Here is a 17,882-nt window from a genome sequence, read left to right as displayed (position 1 = left end):
GACATTTCCATTAATCATTTTATTTTTCATCATCTGAATCATCCTCAAATTTCTTATCAATCTCTTTTTGGTTTTCCTTGAACTGTTGATATCTCTTATCCCATTTAGAAATAACAAACCACTGCCTAATACCAACGCCCAACCACACGACAGAAATTGCAAATATTACAAGCTGATGAGGACGGAGTAAAGGATGAGGTTTTATCTTCTTTGAGAATTTCTCCTTTATCAAATTATACTCATCTTCAGTTATCTCACCACTATCCAATTTTGATTGTAATCGTATATCAAAATCCTCTTTGAACCTGTCTTGATGAGGAGGATCAAATGCACTGGAAATTGCAATTATGGATATTGGAGGAATGATTAATGTCGTAATTATCATAATTAAGAACATTTTTTTTGTTTTACTTAGCTGGAACATCATTCCATCTAAAATTTCAAAAATATTTTCACGTTCTTTTTTGTTAGTCATTTTTTTTGTCTCCGTTGTCTCTAGGGAACAAGTCCTCATATTTCTGCAAGACTTCTTCAAGTAGATTTTTTCCTTTCTCAGATATACTGTATTTGTAAATTGTCTTGTTTCCCCATGGCTCTTCTTTTCTGTTTATCATCTGTTTTTCCACCATACTGTCCACAATTCCTTTGTGTTTTACGTTATTCAGACCGCAAATACTCATCAATCTTGTTTGATTCATCTCACCATACTCGTAAAGCTTCAAGAGAATATCCTTTCTAATGTAAATTCTATCCCTGTATTCACGTACCAGAAATTATCGCCCCTAAAAATACAGCCCATAACAGATTATCATCTTTCCCATAGTCGTTTGTTTCGAGGTTTAGTCCTAAGTCGCGTACTGCAACATGGACAGGAATGTTCATCAGTATAAAAATAACAATCACAGAGACCACATCTTTTCTGTCCGGATTTATAACGTAAATTATTTGGCATCGAATATGCCTTTTTCTGCTCACAAATACCCTTGCAGAATTGAACCATGAAGAAAAAATACCAGCAGAGGTCTTAAAGTTCAGGTAACATAGTTACGTATCACTTGATAACAACAACTTTTATTCTAAAATTGATGAAACTATCAATGAATAGTAAAACAAAGTACATGATTCCTGCATTTGCAGCAGTCTTTGCTCTGATGTTTGTTGCAGCATTACCTGGTGTAATGGCAGAAGGCGGAGATTATGCAAAAATGGGTGGAGACAAATACCACAAAAAAGGACATGGACACAAAGCTATCCTAGTTGAAGGATTTACTGGATCAATTGTAATTCCTGCTGAAATGACAAAAGAGACTCATGCTGAGCTAAAAAGCCAAGTAACAGTTTCTTTGGGTCAAGCAGTTTCTGTTGCAGAAAGTAACGGTGTTACTGATGCAATGAAAGCAAAAATTGGAATTGCAAAAGATGGTGAAGACAACAAGTTTGTTGTCTGGAAAATCATCAGCATAGACAGAGATGAAGAATCTCAAACAAAGACCAAGAACATCTTTGTTGTTGACGCAGGTGATAGTACAAACTTTACATCAATTTCAAAGACATATGATCACTCAAAGATGAAGGGTGATAAGATGGATAGAAAAATTGAAAAGTTCCAGCAAAAATTCTCAGAACCAACTGGTGATGCCGATGTTGACGCTGCAAGAGCTCAATTTCTAGATTTATTGCAACAGCTTAGAGATGCATATGAGAATGGAGATTCAGAGACTGCAAAGTCAATTAAAGAACAACTCAAAGAACTCAAAGATTCTGTATTTCTCAATATGAGAAGTTCACATATCTAGAGTTTTTTTTCTCTTTTTTTACCATAAATTCTAAACAAGGTCAAACGAGGAGCTGTTGACTATACCCCAGTCAAACCATGCTTCCATTACAATTTGAACCAAGAAATTTCTTTGAATTCAATTTTTATTTAGTAACCAATCATGAAGATATCGGGATTCTTTGATTCCATCAATATCATTAAAAATTGATTGTGTTTGTTGTTTAGAATATTCGTGGTTTTCATCAATATAGACAACAAATCTATGCTCAGTATCAATTGAAGCCTTGAACTGTCGCTCAAAATTAGGAGGCAGTGATTCAAAGTAATCTTCAAGGGTTTGCACTCTATAAAGGCGAAGTTCTTTGAGATCTTCATTTTTTATTTGTGATTCTAGTTGATCATCAGATAAATCAAGATCTGGTTCTAGTTCAACCATCCATCTTTCAGAGTTTTCAAGCATGTGGCTTACATTAATTGCTATAAGCAGAACAAAGATTCCAAAAAGCACCAACGGAATGGTGATGCCAATAGTTATTTTGTACAGAGTTTTCATTTTCTTTCCATCATCATTTGTTTGGATAAAAATACATATTTCTTGATAATTATCAGACTAATTTCATAATGACTTGTGTTGCTGTAATTATCTCAGAATTCTCATCATATGCTATAACATAAAGGAGCGCATCACCATTAGCAAAAGCAGTAACATCGTTTAGGATCATCGAGTTTTCAGGGGTAGTATCAGACAAGTTTGGCATACAGCTTACACATCCAACTTCATAGTATGATGCGCCGTTATTGTTCCATGAAATCTCAATTATTCCAAATGTACCGTCAAATTCAATCACATCTGCATTTACCTCTTGCAAAGGTTGTGCAAATGCATCATATGTAGAATAAGACAGCATGATCAAACCTGCAATTACAAATATCAATAATTTAGAATCCATTCAAATCCACCATAAAAATCCAAAAATTGTTCTTTTTAAGAATTACTAAATTCCTCCAGATTTTTACCAGCACATTCTACTGAACAAAAATAGCTTGATCTGTTTTCAAATTCTTTCTCACAGGTCTTACAAATCTTTTTCAATTCCATCCCTCAAATTCGCTCATAGAATCATGTTCTTTTTTATGGTTATCAAATGATACGTAACTATGTTACCTGAACTTTAAGACTTTCACTGGCATTTTTCAGAAAATATTTGCAGTTTGTTAATATTTTAGAAAATATTGTCCAATTCTAATTTTAAAAAAGATCTAAAATTGGAAAAATTAAATTTTCTTTATAAACAAAATGGATGGGCATCAAACTAGTTTCACAAAACTCGCCCCCGGCACACAAAATCCTATAACATTCAATGTAGAATCCTAAATTTCAGGCTCAAAACTATGCCAAACTATGCCATTTTTTAAAAATATGTAGTTTGAAACCCAAACAGAGTTCATAACTATGCAAAACTAGACAGTTTTTCAGAGTTTCATACTTTTAGTTATACACCGCAAGTGAGTTCAACTTCACGGGGAGTCACCTACTATTTTGAGGATGAAAATGGATGCAGATAGGCATGAAATTAAATTTTAAAAAGAAAAAAGAAGCGAAGAGGTTAATTATTTTGTTGCGTGTTTGATTGCTTTTTGGGCATGCTCCCATGCTTTCTTGAATTTGTCAATTGCCTTGTCAGGTTTATCGTCATCTAATTCTTCTTGGGCCTTTTTCATCTCATCATTTGCTTTCTCTAGTTCTTTATCGACTTTTTTGTCACCTGCAAAAACAGTAGCTGCATCAATTGCATCTTGTGCAAGTTCTCTGTCAACATCAACTAGCGCTTTAATCACTTGAGATACGTCAGTTGAATCATCATCTTTTTGAATCTTTAACAGGTCTTTAACTGCAGATTTTTCTTCGTCAAAGACTTTGTGACCGTGTTTTTCAGTTAGCGTAACATCAGTTTCCCATAATTTATCATCAATACTTTTCTCAATAGATTTTATTGCCTTTTCAAGATCTTTGTGAGTTTTCTTTGGTGCATCATCAGTTAGTGCTTCTAAGAATGAAATTTGAGCCTCTTTTTGACCCTTGTAGGATAATTCTACAATTACATCAAAGAAAGAGTCTGCAGTATTTCCAGCGTTATCTGTTACAGAACAATTTACTGTGGTTGTTCCAATTGGGAAAACAAATCCGGATGAAACATCACAAGTTGGCGTAATATCTCCATCAACTAGGTCTGTTGCAAAAGTATCAAAGAATACTTCGGTACCGTTTGGATCACCAGTGCTAGTTGATATATCACCAGGTACAGTTAGTTCAGGGGCTGTAGTATCCTCAATAAAGATATCAAAGAAAGAGTCTGCAGTATTTCCAGCGTTATCTGTTGCAGTGCAAGTAATTGGAGTTGTTCCAAGTGGGAATGTGTCACCTGATGTTGCACTACAGACTGGAGTTACAGTACCATCTACAATGTCAGTTGCAGATGTATCAAAGAATACACGAGTGTTTGGTCCTTCTGCTTCCTGAGTTATATCAGCTGGAAGGTCAAGTGTTGGAGGAATTGTATCTTGTACGGTTATTGTGAAAGAATCATTCACGGTATTTCCTGAAGAGTCAGTAACAGAGCAATTTACTGGAGTGGTTCCAAGTGGGAACAAGTCACCAGTGTTTGCATCACAAGTTGGGGTTAGAGCTCCGTCATTTGCATCATTTCCAGTTACAACAAAGTCCACATTTGCACCATTAGGTCCGGTTGCTTCTTCAGTAATGTCAGAGGGTACTGTGATTGTTGGGAAAGGATCAATTACTGTGATTAATGCCTGTGGTAAATCAACGCTCATTGGAGATCCATTTGGATCATTAAAGGTGATTGTAGATTCTGTCAAATCGTTTACTTCCAAGTCAACACCTGGTTGATTTGATTTTGCAGTAAAGGAAACAGTAAATGTTTCATCAATAGATAGCCTATCATTATTGTCTCCTACATGTTGTGCAATGTTGTTCCAAACCAATTGGGTTTGTCCTCCAAGAAGGGTGGATATTGAATCAGGTGGAATGGAGAAATTATCTTCATCAATGATATGACTTTGTGTTGTCTCAACTAGATTGACATTTGATGCAGCATTGGCTGCAATGATTTGTGCATCAATTTGTGATTTAATTTGATTAAATAAGCCTGCTGAAAAACTGCTAACAAATATGATATCAGTGCTTGGATCATCGACCAAACAAGAAATTAAGGAAGGATTCCAATTATTTCCAACTCCAATAATTACTACTTTTATTGCATTAGAATCTAATTGAGTTTTAAGAGAGGGGGCAGTACAAGGATTTTGTGAGCTAGATGGAAATGGATTTCCATCAGTAATTAGTAACATGAGTTTTGGAGCATTAGAAACACCATTAGTGTTGAATTCATTTATTCCAGCTTGTACTGCATCCCTTGTAGCAGTTGTACTAGAAATAAAGTTCAAACTATTAACAAGATTTTGGAGTACGTTTCTGTCTTGATTATCAATTAAATGATGATCAACTATAGCAGAATTAGAGAATCGGATAATTCCAACAGGATCAGTTGAGTCAGGCAGGCTTGTTTGAATAATATTATTTACAAAATCTTTTTCTATTTGCCATCCAGAAGATCCTACACTTCCAGAAGAATCCATTAGAAATATAGTCTCAAGATTTTGGTCTAGTGAGATTCCTTGAACATCAATTGTGATTGTTGTTTGTTCTTGTCCTCCAGAACCTGCCAAGTCTATGGTAGATGGGGAGGCATCTTTTGTTACTGTGAGGGTTCCATCACTTGGTAGGGAAATAACACACATGTTGCTTTCCCATGCACAAAATGAAGAGGCATTACAACTTGTTTCATCTGTAAAATCAGAACATGTTGCTGCAAAAACATCTTGATGTAGTGTAAAACCTAAAAGTAAAACACTGAAAATTATTGGAATTAATAATTTTAATTTCAATATAATAAACCATTAAGCACATCTAATAAACTGATCTTGTAGACGAATTTCGTATAGATAAGTTATGAAGAAAAGAATTTATGAAAATATTTTAGAGTTTAGAAAATGAAAAAAGAAAAAGTTAGGACTCTGTAGAGTTGAAGTTTGCTCCGTCATCTACAGGTGTGTCTTTCTTGTCATGTGGCACTCCAACTGTGAATGTTCCAGTACAGGATGCTTCACCATCACTTGCATCTACAGTGATATGGTAAACTCTACCATTTTCATTTCCTGAACGCTCTACCCTTACTTCAACAGTATTTTCATCAATGATTTTTGCATCAGGTTTTGTTTTTCCATCACCTTTTGTGTCTACTGGTTCATCTTGGAAGATACTAGTAATTGTAAAGAATAAATCATCCCCATCAACATCAGTTGCTTCAAGTGAAATATCAATTGATTTCATTTTGTGGTTAGGTGGCCAAAGAGTTCCTAGATCACTTCCTTCAGAACATACTGGTGCATCATTTACGGCATTTACAGTAATTGAAACGGTTGCAATGTTACTATCTTCGCTTCCATCATTTACAAAGTAAGTAAATGAGTCAGATCCGAAATAGTTTTCATTTGGAGTGTATTCGAATGTACCATCAGAATTAAAGACAAGTATTCCATTTGAAACATCATCTACGAGTGTTACAGTTAGAATATCATCTTCTGCATCACTGTCATTTGTAGTGACATCATTATTTAGAACAGTATCTTCATCAATAGTGTATTCGTCATCTTCTGCAACTGGAGGTGTATTATCACATGCATCACCTATTCCATTACCATCTGAGTCAGTTTGATCAGCATTTGGAGTATCTGGACAATTGTCGTTTCCATCTAGAATGCCATCCTCATCGGTATCTTCACCTAATGGTGAAAATGATGTTAAAACTCTGATGAAATCACCAGGAATTGAGGCTCTAAATGCAAGACAAACAGTATCAGAATCTGCAATTACTACATCATCCTGATTACTTTCAAGTCCACGTAATCCAGGGTTTTGATATATTGCTCCTGTGGTTACTGAGTCTTGAAATACATCAGTTGCTTGCAGTAAAGATGTTGAAGTGATAACAGCTTCAATGTCTGCATCAAAATCAATACATCCTTCAATTCCTGAATTAACTGGATCATATGCAACATAATGGCTTGCATATGTGCCTGCTGGAAGTACTCCAGGATTACCAGTAGTTGCTAGAATATCAACATTAAATGAAGACCCAAAGGATAGATTTTGTCCTTCATCAAATGCACGAAGGTTATGATCATTGAAATTATTATTTCCAATCAATCCAATAGGTGGAGTCATTTTGATAAATTCACCATTTAGAGTAGATGCCCAATTTTCATAATTGTAACTCAAACCAAAATCAACTGGTCCAACAAAACCATCTGTAACAAAGGCGTAAGAAGTATTTGGAATTGTCATTAGAAGTGTAGTGAGTGCTCCAAGAGCAATTAGAGAAAACATGCTCTTAGAAATTGTATTTTTAGTCATTGTGAATTTTGAATAAGACTATGTAGTTAAATGTAATTATTTGTAATTAAAAAATAATATAAAAATAATTTTCTTAAAAATCGTAATACTATCAGATGTTAATACGGGTACACGTGGACTTAGTTACTGTTTTGGGGATGAAAAGGGAATACAGATTAAGAAATTATTTAAAAATAAAAGAAAAAAGGAAAAAACCTATTTTGTTCTGATGTTGTCGCTGCCTTCTATTGCAGTTCCATCAAATGTTGCACCAGTGAGAGTTGCCTCAGTATCACCTTTTGCTATTCCAGACTCTTGAGTCTTGAAATGAAGTACAACATCATCTAGTCCGTCACCATTAACATCTTCAATGTGTGCTTTACCGTGAGATTCTGCTGCTCCGTTTGGTCCAAATACTACTGTATCTGGATCAATTGTGGTTGCATCAAAGTCTGCAGTTGAATACACAGCTACTGGGATTACTCCCTTGCTTTTTGTATTAACTGGATTTACATCGCTTCCTGGTTTGATATCAATATCTACTGGAGTCACAGGTGGAACACTCTCTATAACTGAGACATTATCAAGTGCAACTCCACAGTAAATATCATTAATGCTCTCAAAGCTTAACGTACTAGTAGAGGACTCTGCAACAAATGAAAATGTCTGTGTTTCCCAGCCCATGTTAGTATTTGATTTTCCTGTAATATCAAAATCAATCTGGTCTTCATATGAAGCTACAGAAACTTTCATGGTTTTGATATTGCCATCTCCACATAAAGTTGGATTTCCTGCCATATCAAAAGACACGTCATAAGTGGCTCCTACTACTGTAGGAATCTCTTGTGAGATTTTGCCTGGTCCTGGGGTTCCAGCTAGATCAATGCTTTTTGTATCATCTGATGCTTCCCAAAGTGTACAAATCCAATCAATAGAAGTTCCATCTATAGTCCATCCATTAATGACAGTTGAACCTGCAGATAATATAACGAACCAAGTAGGACAGATTGAGGTAGGATCTTCTTCAAAACTTCCATTAACTACAAGATTAGTTGTAGCATTTGCAGTTTGAAGGCCAGCAGTGGCAATCAAAGATGTCAAAAGAATTGTCGATAGAAATATTGTCGATAGTATTGTTTTAGTCATTGAAAAACACAAAATAACTGCATTATTAAACATTATAGAAATCAAATTGTTGAACGAAATTCATAGAGATACTTTATGATACAATTATCTTAAGATAAACAAATCAAAATAGCAATATCTGAATTCCAAGCCGTAAAGGCTTGAACCTTTTTTTAGTTAGAAAAAGATTTGTTCAAAATATCTTCAAAAAGGTCAAATGAGGAGTCGTTATCTATACCTCAGCACGTTTTATCATCGCAACAAGATGAAATGAAAAATAAATAAAAATCACTGAAGAATTTTTGGAATCTTCAGTTTTGAATTGATGGAGATTTTACCAGTTCCAGTTGCAATGATAAATAACATCATTGCAAGAAGTGCAAGATCATAATCCCAACCACCTTGAGATATGAAGAATCCGTTTTCCCATCTAATGTGAAATATTGCATCCAATAGAATTATGCTAAATATGACACCAGTGATTCTAGTCATAAATCCAACTATGAGAAACATACCGCCTATGGTTTCAGCCAACGCAATAGGGATTTGCAGTTCTGGAGGAAGTCCAAAACCAATTAAATGATCCCGCCATACTGGATCGAATTTTTGCATACCATATACAAAAAATATTATTCCAACTGAGGCTCTAATTCCCCAATAGGTTAATTCTTGGATTTTGTTTGGTTGTTGTTTTTGTTGTAGTTTAATCATGTCTCATTATACACTACAGGATAAATCAACAGTATACTTTACAATTGTAAATATACAATATTGGAGTATTTTCCAGTTCAGATTTTTTATTTTACAATTGTAAAGTCTTGTGAATAACTATATCACATCATATTATTCATACATGCAACAATGCATAAAAACAAAACAGCAACACTCGCTGTCAACAACTCAGGTAACCAAAGAACCTGTAAAAGAAGTGGAAACTCTTGTGGATGATGAAACTCCAGTAAGTTGGGAGGATCTTCAAGGATTGACATGGACATTGTTTGAGGAGAGAGTCAAATGAGTAAAAGGTCATTAGTTCAGGATGCGGTGATCTCTTACAATGGAATAATGAGTAGATTTGTTCAATTCAAAAGAAATCTTACCAGAAATAACGAGTCTTTACTAAATGCTAGAGCAATTCTAAAGGAAGGAATCTCATGATTGTCTTTGCTACATGGATATGATTTTTGAATTAAACTTTAGTTAATTTTAGATAGTTGTTGTATTTTATATTCAAAGAAAAAAACAACATGTTTTGTTTCTTTGATTTTTTAGGTTGTATTGCTAAATGAATTCACAGTGTAGTGTATTTTACAATTGTAAAGTCTAGTCAATATCTACCTGATTGCCGTATAGCGGTCATGAATCAAAACAACCACACAACTCATGCAAAACATGGACTAACGTCTACTAATTTGCGTAAAGAGACAATAAAGCACACCCTTAGATGTTTGCTAGGATGCAACATTGGAGAAGTTACTGGAATGATATTGGGATTCCATTACAATTGGGATTTTATTTCTACCCTGATTCTTGCTGTGAGTTTAGCCTTTGCAACAGGTTACGCTTTTACAATAATTCCAATGCTCAAGACACTATCTCTAAAACAAGCAGCTAGAGTTGCAATTGTGGGAGATACTGCAAGCATAGCATCAATGGAATTTGCTGAAAACACTGCAGCATTTCTAATTCCGGGATTTATTGGCGCACATTTGTTTGGTCCTATCTTCTGGATTGGATTGGCAATAATATTGCCTGTTGGATTTTTGGCATCATACCCAATAATGTACTGGGCTATGAAAAAAGAAGTCCAAAAAGGGAAAAAGCCTTCATGCCATTAGGCTTTTTTCATTTTTTTATTTTCTTCATATTCTTCAATTAAAGATTGTATTCTTCCACCATATTTTTCCCGGTAGTCATTTTTACACGAACTACAGCAGAAAAATCTCTCAATATCTGCAAATTTTAATACTTTGGGTTTTTCATGAATTGGCCCTTCACAAAATTCACATTCTAGTTTTACCTTGAGATTGTCAAGATTGATGTGAAGACTCTTTTTTTGAATCTTTAGATAATCTACCAATTCGTTTGGAAGTTTTTTCTTAGCGCTAACTGAAATTTTTGAAATGTCAATTTCTGGGCGTACAGATTTAATCAATCCCATATTTACCAACCTATCATATCTTGCTTTAATGGTAGGAGTGCTGATTTTAAGTTCTCTAGAGATAGCTCGAAAGGATTTCCTTCCATCCTGCATTAAGGATTTTATTATTGCAACATCGATATTGTCAAGATCAACAGTCAATTAGAATTAGTATATTCTATTAGTCTATAAACAGATCATGGTGGCCCATCACAGAATTAAATTACCTGTTTTTTAGAGTCAAATGGCCCTTCCTTATCATACTCCAGCACGGGGATTTTAATCAATTAGATAAAGCCCCTAGCGAGAATTAATGTCGTAATCTTGTATTTTTGCAGTAAAAGTAAAAATTACTCAAATTGTGAGACCCATTCTAAAAATATTATTGTAATTAAGATACCCGTACCCACAATTCCACATGCAATCAAAAATTTAGTTTTCATTTTCTTTTTCTTGTTCAGTAAGGCATTCATGCATTCTGGTTATCCAAGCATCTGCAACTTCTTTGTTAGGAAATTCAGGAAAATGATGTTCAAGTTCTTTACAATCCATTTTCAGAAACTCTTGTGCAGAAGGTATAGACGAGTTATCTCTAATTTTTTCTAGACAATCCAACATTTCCTGTCCACCCTTTGCATATGTGAATCTGCAATCTTTTGCAGTTTTTGGTTCATTAATTACTGAAATTGCATAAACTATACCAGACAAAACAACAATTATCACAATTATAGATATGATGATGAGTCTAGTTTTCAATTATTCAAGCTAAAATTATGAGATTCATAAGAATTTCGAATCTTTATTCTTACAGTCTAAAACTAGGTTTAGCAATCACATTTGCATCCTTTGCCAAACTTTGGATTACATATCTTACAATCTAACAAACATTTGTCTTCAGGACAATAACCACAAAACTGCTTTTTCTTGGATTCCAACCCATTTATCTTAACTAGTTATAATATAGAATCTTTATTCCATTTTGGTGTTAAATGAATAACCAACCAAAGAATTTTTTCACTTCAGTTTTGTTATTTTTTCTAGCTGGTCTTTGTGAGATTGGTGGTGGGTACCTAGTTTGGCTTTGGATACGTGAAGATTTTGGTTTTGTATTAGGGGCAATCGGAGGATTCGTGTTATTTTTGTATGGAATAGTCCCCACATTTCAGAAAACTCACTTTCATAGAGTCTATGCAGCTTATGGAGGAGTCTTTATTGTAATGTCAGTATTTTGGGGGTGGCTAATTGATGGAGTAACTCCTGACAACTATGACATCGTTGGAACAATAATTGCGGTTATTGGAGTCTTGATAATTTTCTACTATCCAAGAAAAGGAGAAAAAATTTGGTCGAAGTAGCATCAACTATTGGCATTTTCTTTTTTGCAGCACTACTAGAGATTGGTGGAGGGTATCTTGTATGGAAATGGCTACGTGATCATAAGGGAAAGGTATTGGGTTTGATTGGTGGATTGATTTTATTTTCTTATGGAATTGTTATGACTTTGCAACCCGCAGACTTTGGAAAAGTGTATGCAACGTATGGAGGAATATTTGTAGTATCCTCAATTATTTGGGGATATTGGGTTGACAAGAAAAAACCAGACAGATTTGAGATAATAGGTTCCATTATTGTCTTGATAGGGGTTGCAATCATGTTTTATTGGCCTCGTTAATTGTAATCTTTTACTCTTGGTAGATAAAATGAGACATCGTACTCTTTCAGTCTAAAGTAAAACCATCCGGCTCTATCAATAATTTTTCCATAATATTATGAAAGATTAGGCATTACTTTCATACATGAAAATCAGTTATGGAAAATATCTACCCTCATTAAATTGAATTTTGCCGTTATGTTTACCATGAAGAAATACAGTATTGCAACATTCTTTCTGTTAGCAATTTTGGTGCTTTCTCTGCCTACTGGCTTTGCTTTTGCAAGCGAAGATGACGACAGATACGATGATGACAAGTATGATGACGACAGATACGATGATGACAAGTATGATGACGACAGATACGATGATGACAAGTATGATGACGACAGATACGATGATGACAAGTATGATGACGACAGATACGATGATGACAAGTATGATGACGACAAGAAAGAACTAATTAGTCTTAGAGAAGAAAATCAAAAACTACGGGAGGAGATTAAATTCTTGCAAGAACAGCTAGCAGATATGCAACAAGTCCTAATGAAGCAAATCAAAGTAATTATGGAAACTTTGGCAACCATTAAATCTCAATAACTTCTTTTTTATTATTTTGAACCCTCGTATTCAAAATTATTCTATACACAGCATGTCGATTTAGTGAATTAATAACAGGTATTTTTTGATACAAATTTTAGAGTATTATTTTTATTTCAATAATATTTTTCAAAAAATAATTTTTCCCCTTTATTGTCAGGGCAGTGGCGTAATCATTACCAATCCTGAATTCTCAGAGACAAATCTTATCATGGAGATATCTTCTCCCAAAACATTTCTCTTGGCATCTAGATCATCAGGAATCTCTCCCCCAACTGTCACTACCATTTTCGAAGTCACATACTCATTTGGAATATACATTACCACATAGTGTGGCCGATCAATTACAAATGAGATGAATCCTGCCTCAGAGATAAAGTGAAAATCAGAGACAACTGCAGGACTTTGAATGTCAATTACTTTGGATGTTCCTTCTACAAATTGTGGTTGGAATTTTTCTCTTTCATCTAGTGTCAAAGGATCTGTTTCATATTTTTCTGAATCCCGAATCTCCAGATTCAACCCTTCAAGACAATAATTTTGAGATTGCTCATGTTTGATTAATTTGCAAAATTCCGTACCTCCTTCCACATCATGATTGGTAAAAAATGAAAGAGTTGTTCCAACTGACATGCTGCATTCCATAAAATCAACAGAGCTCAATTCTGATTCATCACACAAAGTTGAAAGCGTATTTTGATTCATTCCTTGTCGGGTCAGAACATTATCAGTATACTGCATCATCACGCCTTTGACACACAGCCTGTCCTGATAAAAGGACATTTCATGACACATATCCAAAGAAGAGTTTAGATCTTCACCAAAAAAATGCACCAACCCGTGTCCCAATCCATGCACACAGTCTTGATAGTTTGAAGAACCTATCAAATCATCACATATTGATTTGTAATCAGAGGGAAGTTTTTTGTTGTTTTCTTGAACTTCATGAAAATACGCAGCTAAAACACCATGAAAATATCCACCCCTGCACATTGTCCCATCCATTCCAATGAGATTGTCAATTACATTTGGATTCTCAGCGTATGCAACATGCCCTACTTCATGAGAAACAAAATGGCAGTCATCAATCGTTCCAATCTTAGATAACGCAATTGAGAGTTCTAGTGCATCGGAATTATTTTCCTCGTTTTCTGCAATCTTGCCAAAAAACGCAGAATAGCACACAAGACGCGATGTACCTTCATCCATGTCAGCACATACACGTATGTCATGGAGGTATTTTGTTGCCAAGCTTTCTGAAATGGGCAAAGGACTAGAGTCCACCACATCCAAAATCCCGTCATTATCATCATCGGTGTCTTTGAATGATCCTATCCCGTCAAAGTCAAAGTCTGCCCAGTCTTCAGGATCTGTGTCGAACTGATCAAGTGAATCAGAAAGCCCGTCATTATCATCATCAATATCACATTCATCTCCCAATTTGTCTGAATCAAAGTCTGTCTGATCAAAATTGGTATTTCTTGGACAGTTATCAAAAGAATCAGGCACTCCGTCTTTGTCCATATCAAAGCCAAGCAGATTTGCATCAGACATACCATCAGAATTTAACAAGAAGAAAGTAAAGGACAAACTAATTACGATGGCAATAGGAATGACGAAGAATCTACGAACTGCCAATTGTTCTTTTTTGGGATTTGAATATACTTTGTTTGTGATACAAGATTGAATTTGAAATTATTTTCATGAGTAATTTTTCACATCAATCTAAAAAAATAGGCAAGTATCGATGAACCAAGCAGTCTAACAGTCATGATAAACCTACCTGCCACTAGGGTTTCTAGCAACTGCCTAAAACATTCTATGATACAAGTCTAGATCTGAGAAAACAAAATTTGTCAAAAAACTGTAATTGTTTGTAGAATAGGTTAAATTCTTGATTTTGTGAGTAGAGATCGTAAGAAAATGCTAGAATCCCCACAGATGCAGATCTTAGATTTTATAATTAACAATCCTAGTTCCCATCTAAGAAAAATTAAGAATAATCTAGGATTCTCAATGGGTACAGTTCAATACCATCTTAATGTTCTTGAAAAGGAAGGAAAAATCAAATCAGTCAAAACAAAGTTTTACAAAAATTATTACCACATTGACGAATCAAGCGATAAAGTACTTTCCGTATTTAATTTAGAATCCCCACGAAGTATCATTTTGTGTTTACTTCAACATGAGCCATCTACGCATCAAGACATAGCAAAAAGAGTCGGGTTATCATCTTCAACTGTTAGTTGGCACATGAAAAGATTATTGGAATTAAACATTGTAGAGTCAGAGTATTCTGGAAAATATACCCTATATCATCTCACCAGCAGAAAAAACGTTCTAGAGAATCTAAGGAAATGCAAATCAACCACATGGAACTCTATGATTAACAACATGGTAGATGTCTTTTCAGCATTTGAACAGGAATAACAAAGATATAGAATGTTTGAATCATATCTATCGGTAATATCAAATATTTTTCTACAGCTTGATTACCTTAATCCATTTGATGATCCAGCCGACATTGTAACTCAAGATGATATTATTGCAGGATCTGTAACTGTTGCCATTGCAGGACTATCAATATTTTTAACAATCATGGCAGTTTCTGCGTATAGGAAAACTGGGGTCTCTCAATTAAAATACATCGCATTAGCTTTTTCATTGTTTACCATATATCTTACAACTGAAGCAATACAAGAATTATTTACATTTGATGACGATTCTTTTGATTTGTTTTTATCAGTAATCATGTTAGGCATCCTGATTTGTTTCTTTTTTGGGATTATGAGAAAAAAGAAAAATCATGTATAGAAATGATGTTGTTTAGTTTTAATTAGTTATAGTGTGAAACTTTTTTTTGAACAGATCAAAGTATTATCTGATTTCAAACTTTATGATTCTGTTTTGTATATGACTTGAAAGTTGGTTGTAACATCTTCGGTATCATCCTTAACTAATACAGTATAAGTTCCAGGTGCCAAGTTTTCTGGAATCTGCCATACTTCAGAAAAAGTACCCTCATTTGTTACCTCTGGTATTAATTCGAAAAACGCATCAGTAGATGTTATCTGAATTACAGATTGAAACTCTGAATCTATGCCTGTTCCTGAAATAGTTACAAACTCTCCATGTCTATATGGTTCTTCTTTGTCAAGTTGTACCGTTAGAATTTTTTCTTTTCCTACCACCTCAAATGTCAATTCAGAAATTCTTTCAGCATTACTAACTTTGACTGTCCATAACCCATTTTGCTTTCCAAGAGATAGCTCTAATGGATATGTAAATTTACCATCATTGTCAGTGTAATATTCAATTTTATCAATGACTTCTCCAGTAGGATCGATTAATTCTATCAGAATCTTGGTATTGTCTGAAGACTTTCCGCTGAGAAGAACTGTCTCTCCAATTTTGTAATAATTATCATCTATTTTGATATCAATAGGAGTAATTCCTTTACTTAACCCGACTGTGAACTCCTCAATTGTTTCTTCAGAAGCATAGTTTAGCACTAAATAGTAATTTCCTCTTTTGTAACCTGAAAGGTCTAGCAAATATTCAGCATGACCTTTTTTGTCAAGCTGTACTTTGTCCTCAAAACGTACATTGTCACGAGAGTCATAAACTGTCAATGAGATTTTTGCTGAAAGGGGTCCAAAAATTTCAATTGAAGCGTTTGAGTTGTAATCAAAGTGGAATTTTTCAATTACAGCTGCAATATCCCCTGCTGATTCTCCAATTTGTACAGGTACTATTTCAGAGTCATCTCCATGTTTTAAAATCAAAAAATATGCCCCATGAGTAAAAGAATCATCAGTTTTTATTTCAAATTGTACTATTCCTGAATCATCAATCTCTAAAATATCTGTGTAAACCTTATTCCCATCAGAATCTTCTAGTTCAACTTCAAGACTTGTGTTTGGCTCGGATTCTCCCGTAAAAGTCATTGTAGAGCCTAAAACATACGAATCACGTGCAGATTGGACAAGGATTTTTTCTGGGAAAATGTCAGTTTCTACTTGCCCTTTATCTGATGAGGTATCGTTATTTTTTGAGTCTCGAAGAGAGAAATCTACAATTTCTGCCCTTTGCGAGTTAACCCATTTTTCTATAGAAGATGATTTTACACATATTGCATCACCATTACTTCTGATCATTAACTGTAGTCCATTTTTGCATATTACATCTTCTGAAGGTACCCCATTTGCCATTTGTTTTCTTGGAGAATCTATATCTCCCATCGCAGTAGAAGAAACCAGATTAGTAAGCAACACTAAAAAAAGTAAAATTCGATTCACAGGTCTTAACAAGTTTTTTTATAATTAAAACCCTTTTACACAAAGATACACATGTATTTAGAATTTTATGATACAAGATTGAATTTGAACTGCACGTAATTAATTTTGTTGTAGATTAAGATTCCGATTGTATTGTTCATAATCAGTAAATAAAAAAACAAAAAATCATGTTCAATGACTAGGAATAATTCAAAACATGTAATCTATAGCGTGATGTTTGGAATCATGTTATTATCAACTGTTTCAGTAAATGAATCTGTTCAAGCATTTGCACAAACAATGCAAGATAATGATTTTACAGTAAGAAACGCTGAACAAATTAACAAGGATCCTTTTGCAAAGTCAATACTTGAAAAGATAGAGATAATGAAAAAGCAAATGGCTGAAATCAAAGATGAAAATAAAAAACAACAAGAACACAAAAAATTCATTGATCAACAAAGAGCTGTTGCAAAGCAGGAACTAAACAAAGAACTTGACAGAATGACTGACAAATACAAAGATCACACACCAAAGGCATCCTTTACCAGTTTTGTAGCCTCAAAACCCGCTGAAACTCAGTTAGTGTACTGGGATATGTTCAATTTTCAGCAACAAAAGGTCTCTGATGCACGAAAAGCAATGAAAAATGTCTTAGATAATGGAGGTTCTCTTCAAGAAGCAAGAGAGGCATATCACAATGCAGGTGCCGTAAAAAGAGTGCAACTAATAGACATTACCAAAGACCTCAACATCAAGCATGGATTAGCAGATGATTCAGTTCAATCTACCTTTGACAAATATGGAAAACTTCCAAGGTATGATTAACTAATCTC

General features: G+C 34.4%; 22 protein-coding genes. 10 read left to right on the top strand and 12 right to left on the bottom strand.

Annotated elements, in window-relative coordinates:
• Window positions 1-19: 19 nt before the first annotated feature.
• Both NADRNF5_RS02780 and NADRNF5_RS02775 read right to left on the bottom strand, forming a co-directional pair.
• A complete protein-coding gene (locus NADRNF5_RS02780; RefSeq protein ID WP_048115513.1) occupies window positions 20-475 on the bottom strand; it encodes a hypothetical protein in 456 nt (151 codons plus the stop codon).
• The gene (locus tag NADRNF5_RS02775; RefSeq protein WP_237089320.1) at window positions 468-722 is read right to left on the bottom strand and encodes a helix-turn-helix domain-containing protein; all 255 of its coding nucleotides are present in this window, start codon (window positions 720-722) and stop codon (window positions 468-470) included. The genes NADRNF5_RS02780 and NADRNF5_RS02775 overlap by 8 nt, the downstream gene beginning before the upstream one ends.
• 375 nt (window positions 723-1,097) lie before the next feature.
• Between NADRNF5_RS02775 and NADRNF5_RS02770 the strand changes: the two genes are divergently transcribed.
• The gene (locus NADRNF5_RS02770) at window positions 1,098-1,796 is read left to right on the top strand and encodes a hypothetical protein (RefSeq protein WP_148313042.1); all 699 of its coding nucleotides are present in this window, start codon (window positions 1,098-1,100) and stop codon (window positions 1,794-1,796) included.
• Between the two features lie 117 nt (window positions 1,797-1,913).
• Here NADRNF5_RS02770 and NADRNF5_RS02765 read toward each other — a convergent pair whose 3' ends face one another.
• From NADRNF5_RS02765 to NADRNF5_RS02740, 6 genes are all read right to left on the bottom strand, one after another.
• Complete coding sequence (locus NADRNF5_RS02765) at window positions 1,914-2,330, bottom strand: cell division FtsX domain-containing protein (RefSeq protein ID WP_048115503.1); 417 nt, start codon at window positions 2,328-2,330, stop codon at window positions 1,914-1,916.
• 52 nt (window positions 2,331-2,382) lie between these two features.
• Window positions 2,383-2,727 (bottom strand): hypothetical protein, encoded by a 345-nt coding sequence (locus NADRNF5_RS02760; RefSeq protein WP_048115500.1) that lies wholly within the window; start codon window positions 2,725-2,727, stop codon window positions 2,383-2,385.
• Window positions 2,728-3,388: 661 nt separating this feature from the next.
• Window positions 3,389-5,746 (bottom strand): HYR domain-containing protein, encoded by a 2,358-nt coding sequence (locus NADRNF5_RS02755; RefSeq protein WP_048115498.1) that lies wholly within the window; start codon window positions 5,744-5,746, stop codon window positions 3,389-3,391.
• A gap of 121 nt (window positions 5,747-5,867) precedes the next feature.
• Window positions 5,868-7,274 (bottom strand): cadherin-like domain-containing protein, encoded by a 1,407-nt coding sequence (locus NADRNF5_RS11930; protein WP_048115495.1) that lies wholly within the window; start codon window positions 7,272-7,274, stop codon window positions 5,868-5,870.
• A gap of 195 nt (window positions 7,275-7,469) precedes the next feature.
• The gene (locus tag NADRNF5_RS02745) at window positions 7,470-8,399 is read right to left on the bottom strand and encodes a choice-of-anchor C family protein (RefSeq protein ID WP_160289378.1); all 930 of its coding nucleotides are present in this window, start codon (window positions 8,397-8,399) and stop codon (window positions 7,470-7,472) included.
• A 267-nt stretch (window positions 8,400-8,666) separates the two neighbouring features.
• Window positions 8,667-9,089: a DoxX family protein gene (locus tag NADRNF5_RS02740; protein ID WP_048115493.1), complete on the bottom strand. Its 423-nt coding sequence runs from the start codon at window positions 9,087-9,089 to the stop codon at window positions 8,667-8,669.
• A gap of 142 nt (window positions 9,090-9,231) precedes the next feature.
• Here NADRNF5_RS02740 and NADRNF5_RS11085 point away from each other — a divergent pair, with 142 nt between their 5' ends.
• From NADRNF5_RS11085 to NADRNF5_RS02735, 3 genes are all read left to right on the top strand, one after another.
• The gene (locus NADRNF5_RS11085; RefSeq protein ID WP_160289377.1) at window positions 9,232-9,396 is read left to right on the top strand and encodes a hypothetical protein; all 165 of its coding nucleotides are present in this window, start codon (window positions 9,232-9,234) and stop codon (window positions 9,394-9,396) included.
• Window positions 9,393-9,536: a hypothetical protein gene (locus NADRNF5_RS11080; protein WP_160289376.1), complete on the top strand. Its 144-nt coding sequence runs from the start codon at window positions 9,393-9,395 to the stop codon at window positions 9,534-9,536. Before NADRNF5_RS11085 ends, NADRNF5_RS11080 begins: the two co-directional genes overlap by 4 nt.
• 200 nt (window positions 9,537-9,736) lie before the next feature.
• Window positions 9,737-10,216 carry a DUF4396 domain-containing protein gene (locus tag NADRNF5_RS02735; RefSeq protein WP_052661860.1) on the top strand — a complete coding sequence of 160 codons (480 nt, stop codon included), beginning with the start codon at window positions 9,737-9,739 and terminating at the stop codon, window positions 10,214-10,216.
• Here the strand turns inward: NADRNF5_RS02735 and NADRNF5_RS02730 are convergent.
• Entirely contained in the window at window positions 10,213-10,632 is a 420-nt protein-coding gene (locus NADRNF5_RS02730; RefSeq protein ID WP_048118860.1) for a winged helix-turn-helix transcriptional regulator, read from the bottom strand. The two genes, NADRNF5_RS02735 and NADRNF5_RS02730, sit on opposite strands and share 4 nt — an antisense overlap.
• A 318-nt stretch (window positions 10,633-10,950) precedes the next feature.
• A complete protein-coding gene (locus NADRNF5_RS02725) occupies window positions 10,951-11,274 on the bottom strand; it encodes a hypothetical protein (RefSeq protein WP_148313041.1) in 324 nt (107 codons plus the stop codon).
• A 233-nt stretch (window positions 11,275-11,507) separates the two neighbouring features.
• Between NADRNF5_RS02725 and NADRNF5_RS02720 the strand changes: the two genes are divergently transcribed.
• From NADRNF5_RS02720 to NADRNF5_RS11280, 3 genes are all read left to right on the top strand, one after another.
• A complete protein-coding gene (locus tag NADRNF5_RS02720) occupies window positions 11,508-11,873 on the top strand; it encodes a YnfA family protein (protein WP_048115488.1) in 366 nt (121 codons plus the stop codon).
• Window positions 11,861-12,190: a YnfA family protein gene (locus tag NADRNF5_RS02715; protein WP_048115485.1), complete on the top strand. Its 330-nt coding sequence runs from the start codon at window positions 11,861-11,863 to the stop codon at window positions 12,188-12,190. The genes NADRNF5_RS02720 and NADRNF5_RS02715 overlap by 13 nt, the downstream gene beginning before the upstream one ends.
• Before the next feature lie 186 nt (window positions 12,191-12,376).
• Window positions 12,377-12,769: a hypothetical protein gene (locus tag NADRNF5_RS11280; RefSeq protein WP_192828350.1), complete on the top strand. Its 393-nt coding sequence runs from the start codon at window positions 12,377-12,379 to the stop codon at window positions 12,767-12,769.
• A gap of 156 nt (window positions 12,770-12,925) precedes the next feature.
• Here the strand turns inward: NADRNF5_RS11280 and NADRNF5_RS02705 are convergent, their stop codons facing one another.
• A complete protein-coding gene (locus NADRNF5_RS02705) occupies window positions 12,926-14,407 on the bottom strand; it encodes a thrombospondin type 3 repeat-containing protein (protein WP_048115481.1) in 1,482 nt (493 codons plus the stop codon).
• A gap of 264 nt (window positions 14,408-14,671) precedes the next feature.
• Between NADRNF5_RS02705 and NADRNF5_RS02700 the strand changes: the two genes are divergently transcribed.
• Complete coding sequence (locus tag NADRNF5_RS02700; RefSeq protein ID WP_148313040.1) at window positions 14,672-15,199, top strand: winged helix-turn-helix transcriptional regulator; 528 nt, start codon at window positions 14,672-14,674, stop codon at window positions 15,197-15,199.
• A gap of 12 nt (window positions 15,200-15,211) precedes the next feature.
• Complete coding sequence (locus NADRNF5_RS02695; protein ID WP_048115475.1) at window positions 15,212-15,583, top strand: hypothetical protein; 372 nt, start codon at window positions 15,212-15,214, stop codon at window positions 15,581-15,583.
• 80 nt (window positions 15,584-15,663) lie between these two features.
• Here NADRNF5_RS02695 and NADRNF5_RS02690 read toward each other — a convergent pair whose 3' ends face one another.
• Window positions 15,664-17,067 (bottom strand): hypothetical protein, encoded by a 1,404-nt coding sequence (locus NADRNF5_RS02690; RefSeq protein ID WP_148313039.1) that lies wholly within the window; start codon window positions 17,065-17,067, stop codon window positions 15,664-15,666.
• 174 nt (window positions 17,068-17,241) lie between these two features.
• On the opposite strand from NADRNF5_RS02690, the gene NADRNF5_RS02685 reads away from it, so the two are divergent.
• A complete protein-coding gene (locus NADRNF5_RS02685) occupies window positions 17,242-17,874 on the top strand; it encodes a hypothetical protein (protein ID WP_148313038.1) in 633 nt (210 codons plus the stop codon).
• Window positions 17,875-17,882: the final 8 nt, after the last annotated feature.

Origin of the sequence: Nitrosopumilus adriaticus, from assembly GCF_000956175.1 — an archaeon.
GTDB lineage: Archaea > Thermoproteota > Nitrososphaeria > Nitrososphaerales > Nitrosopumilaceae > Nitrosopumilus > Nitrosopumilus adriaticus.
The sequence above is the reverse complement of the archived record's forward strand: the minus strand, read 5'-3'. Positions and strand labels throughout refer to the sequence as shown.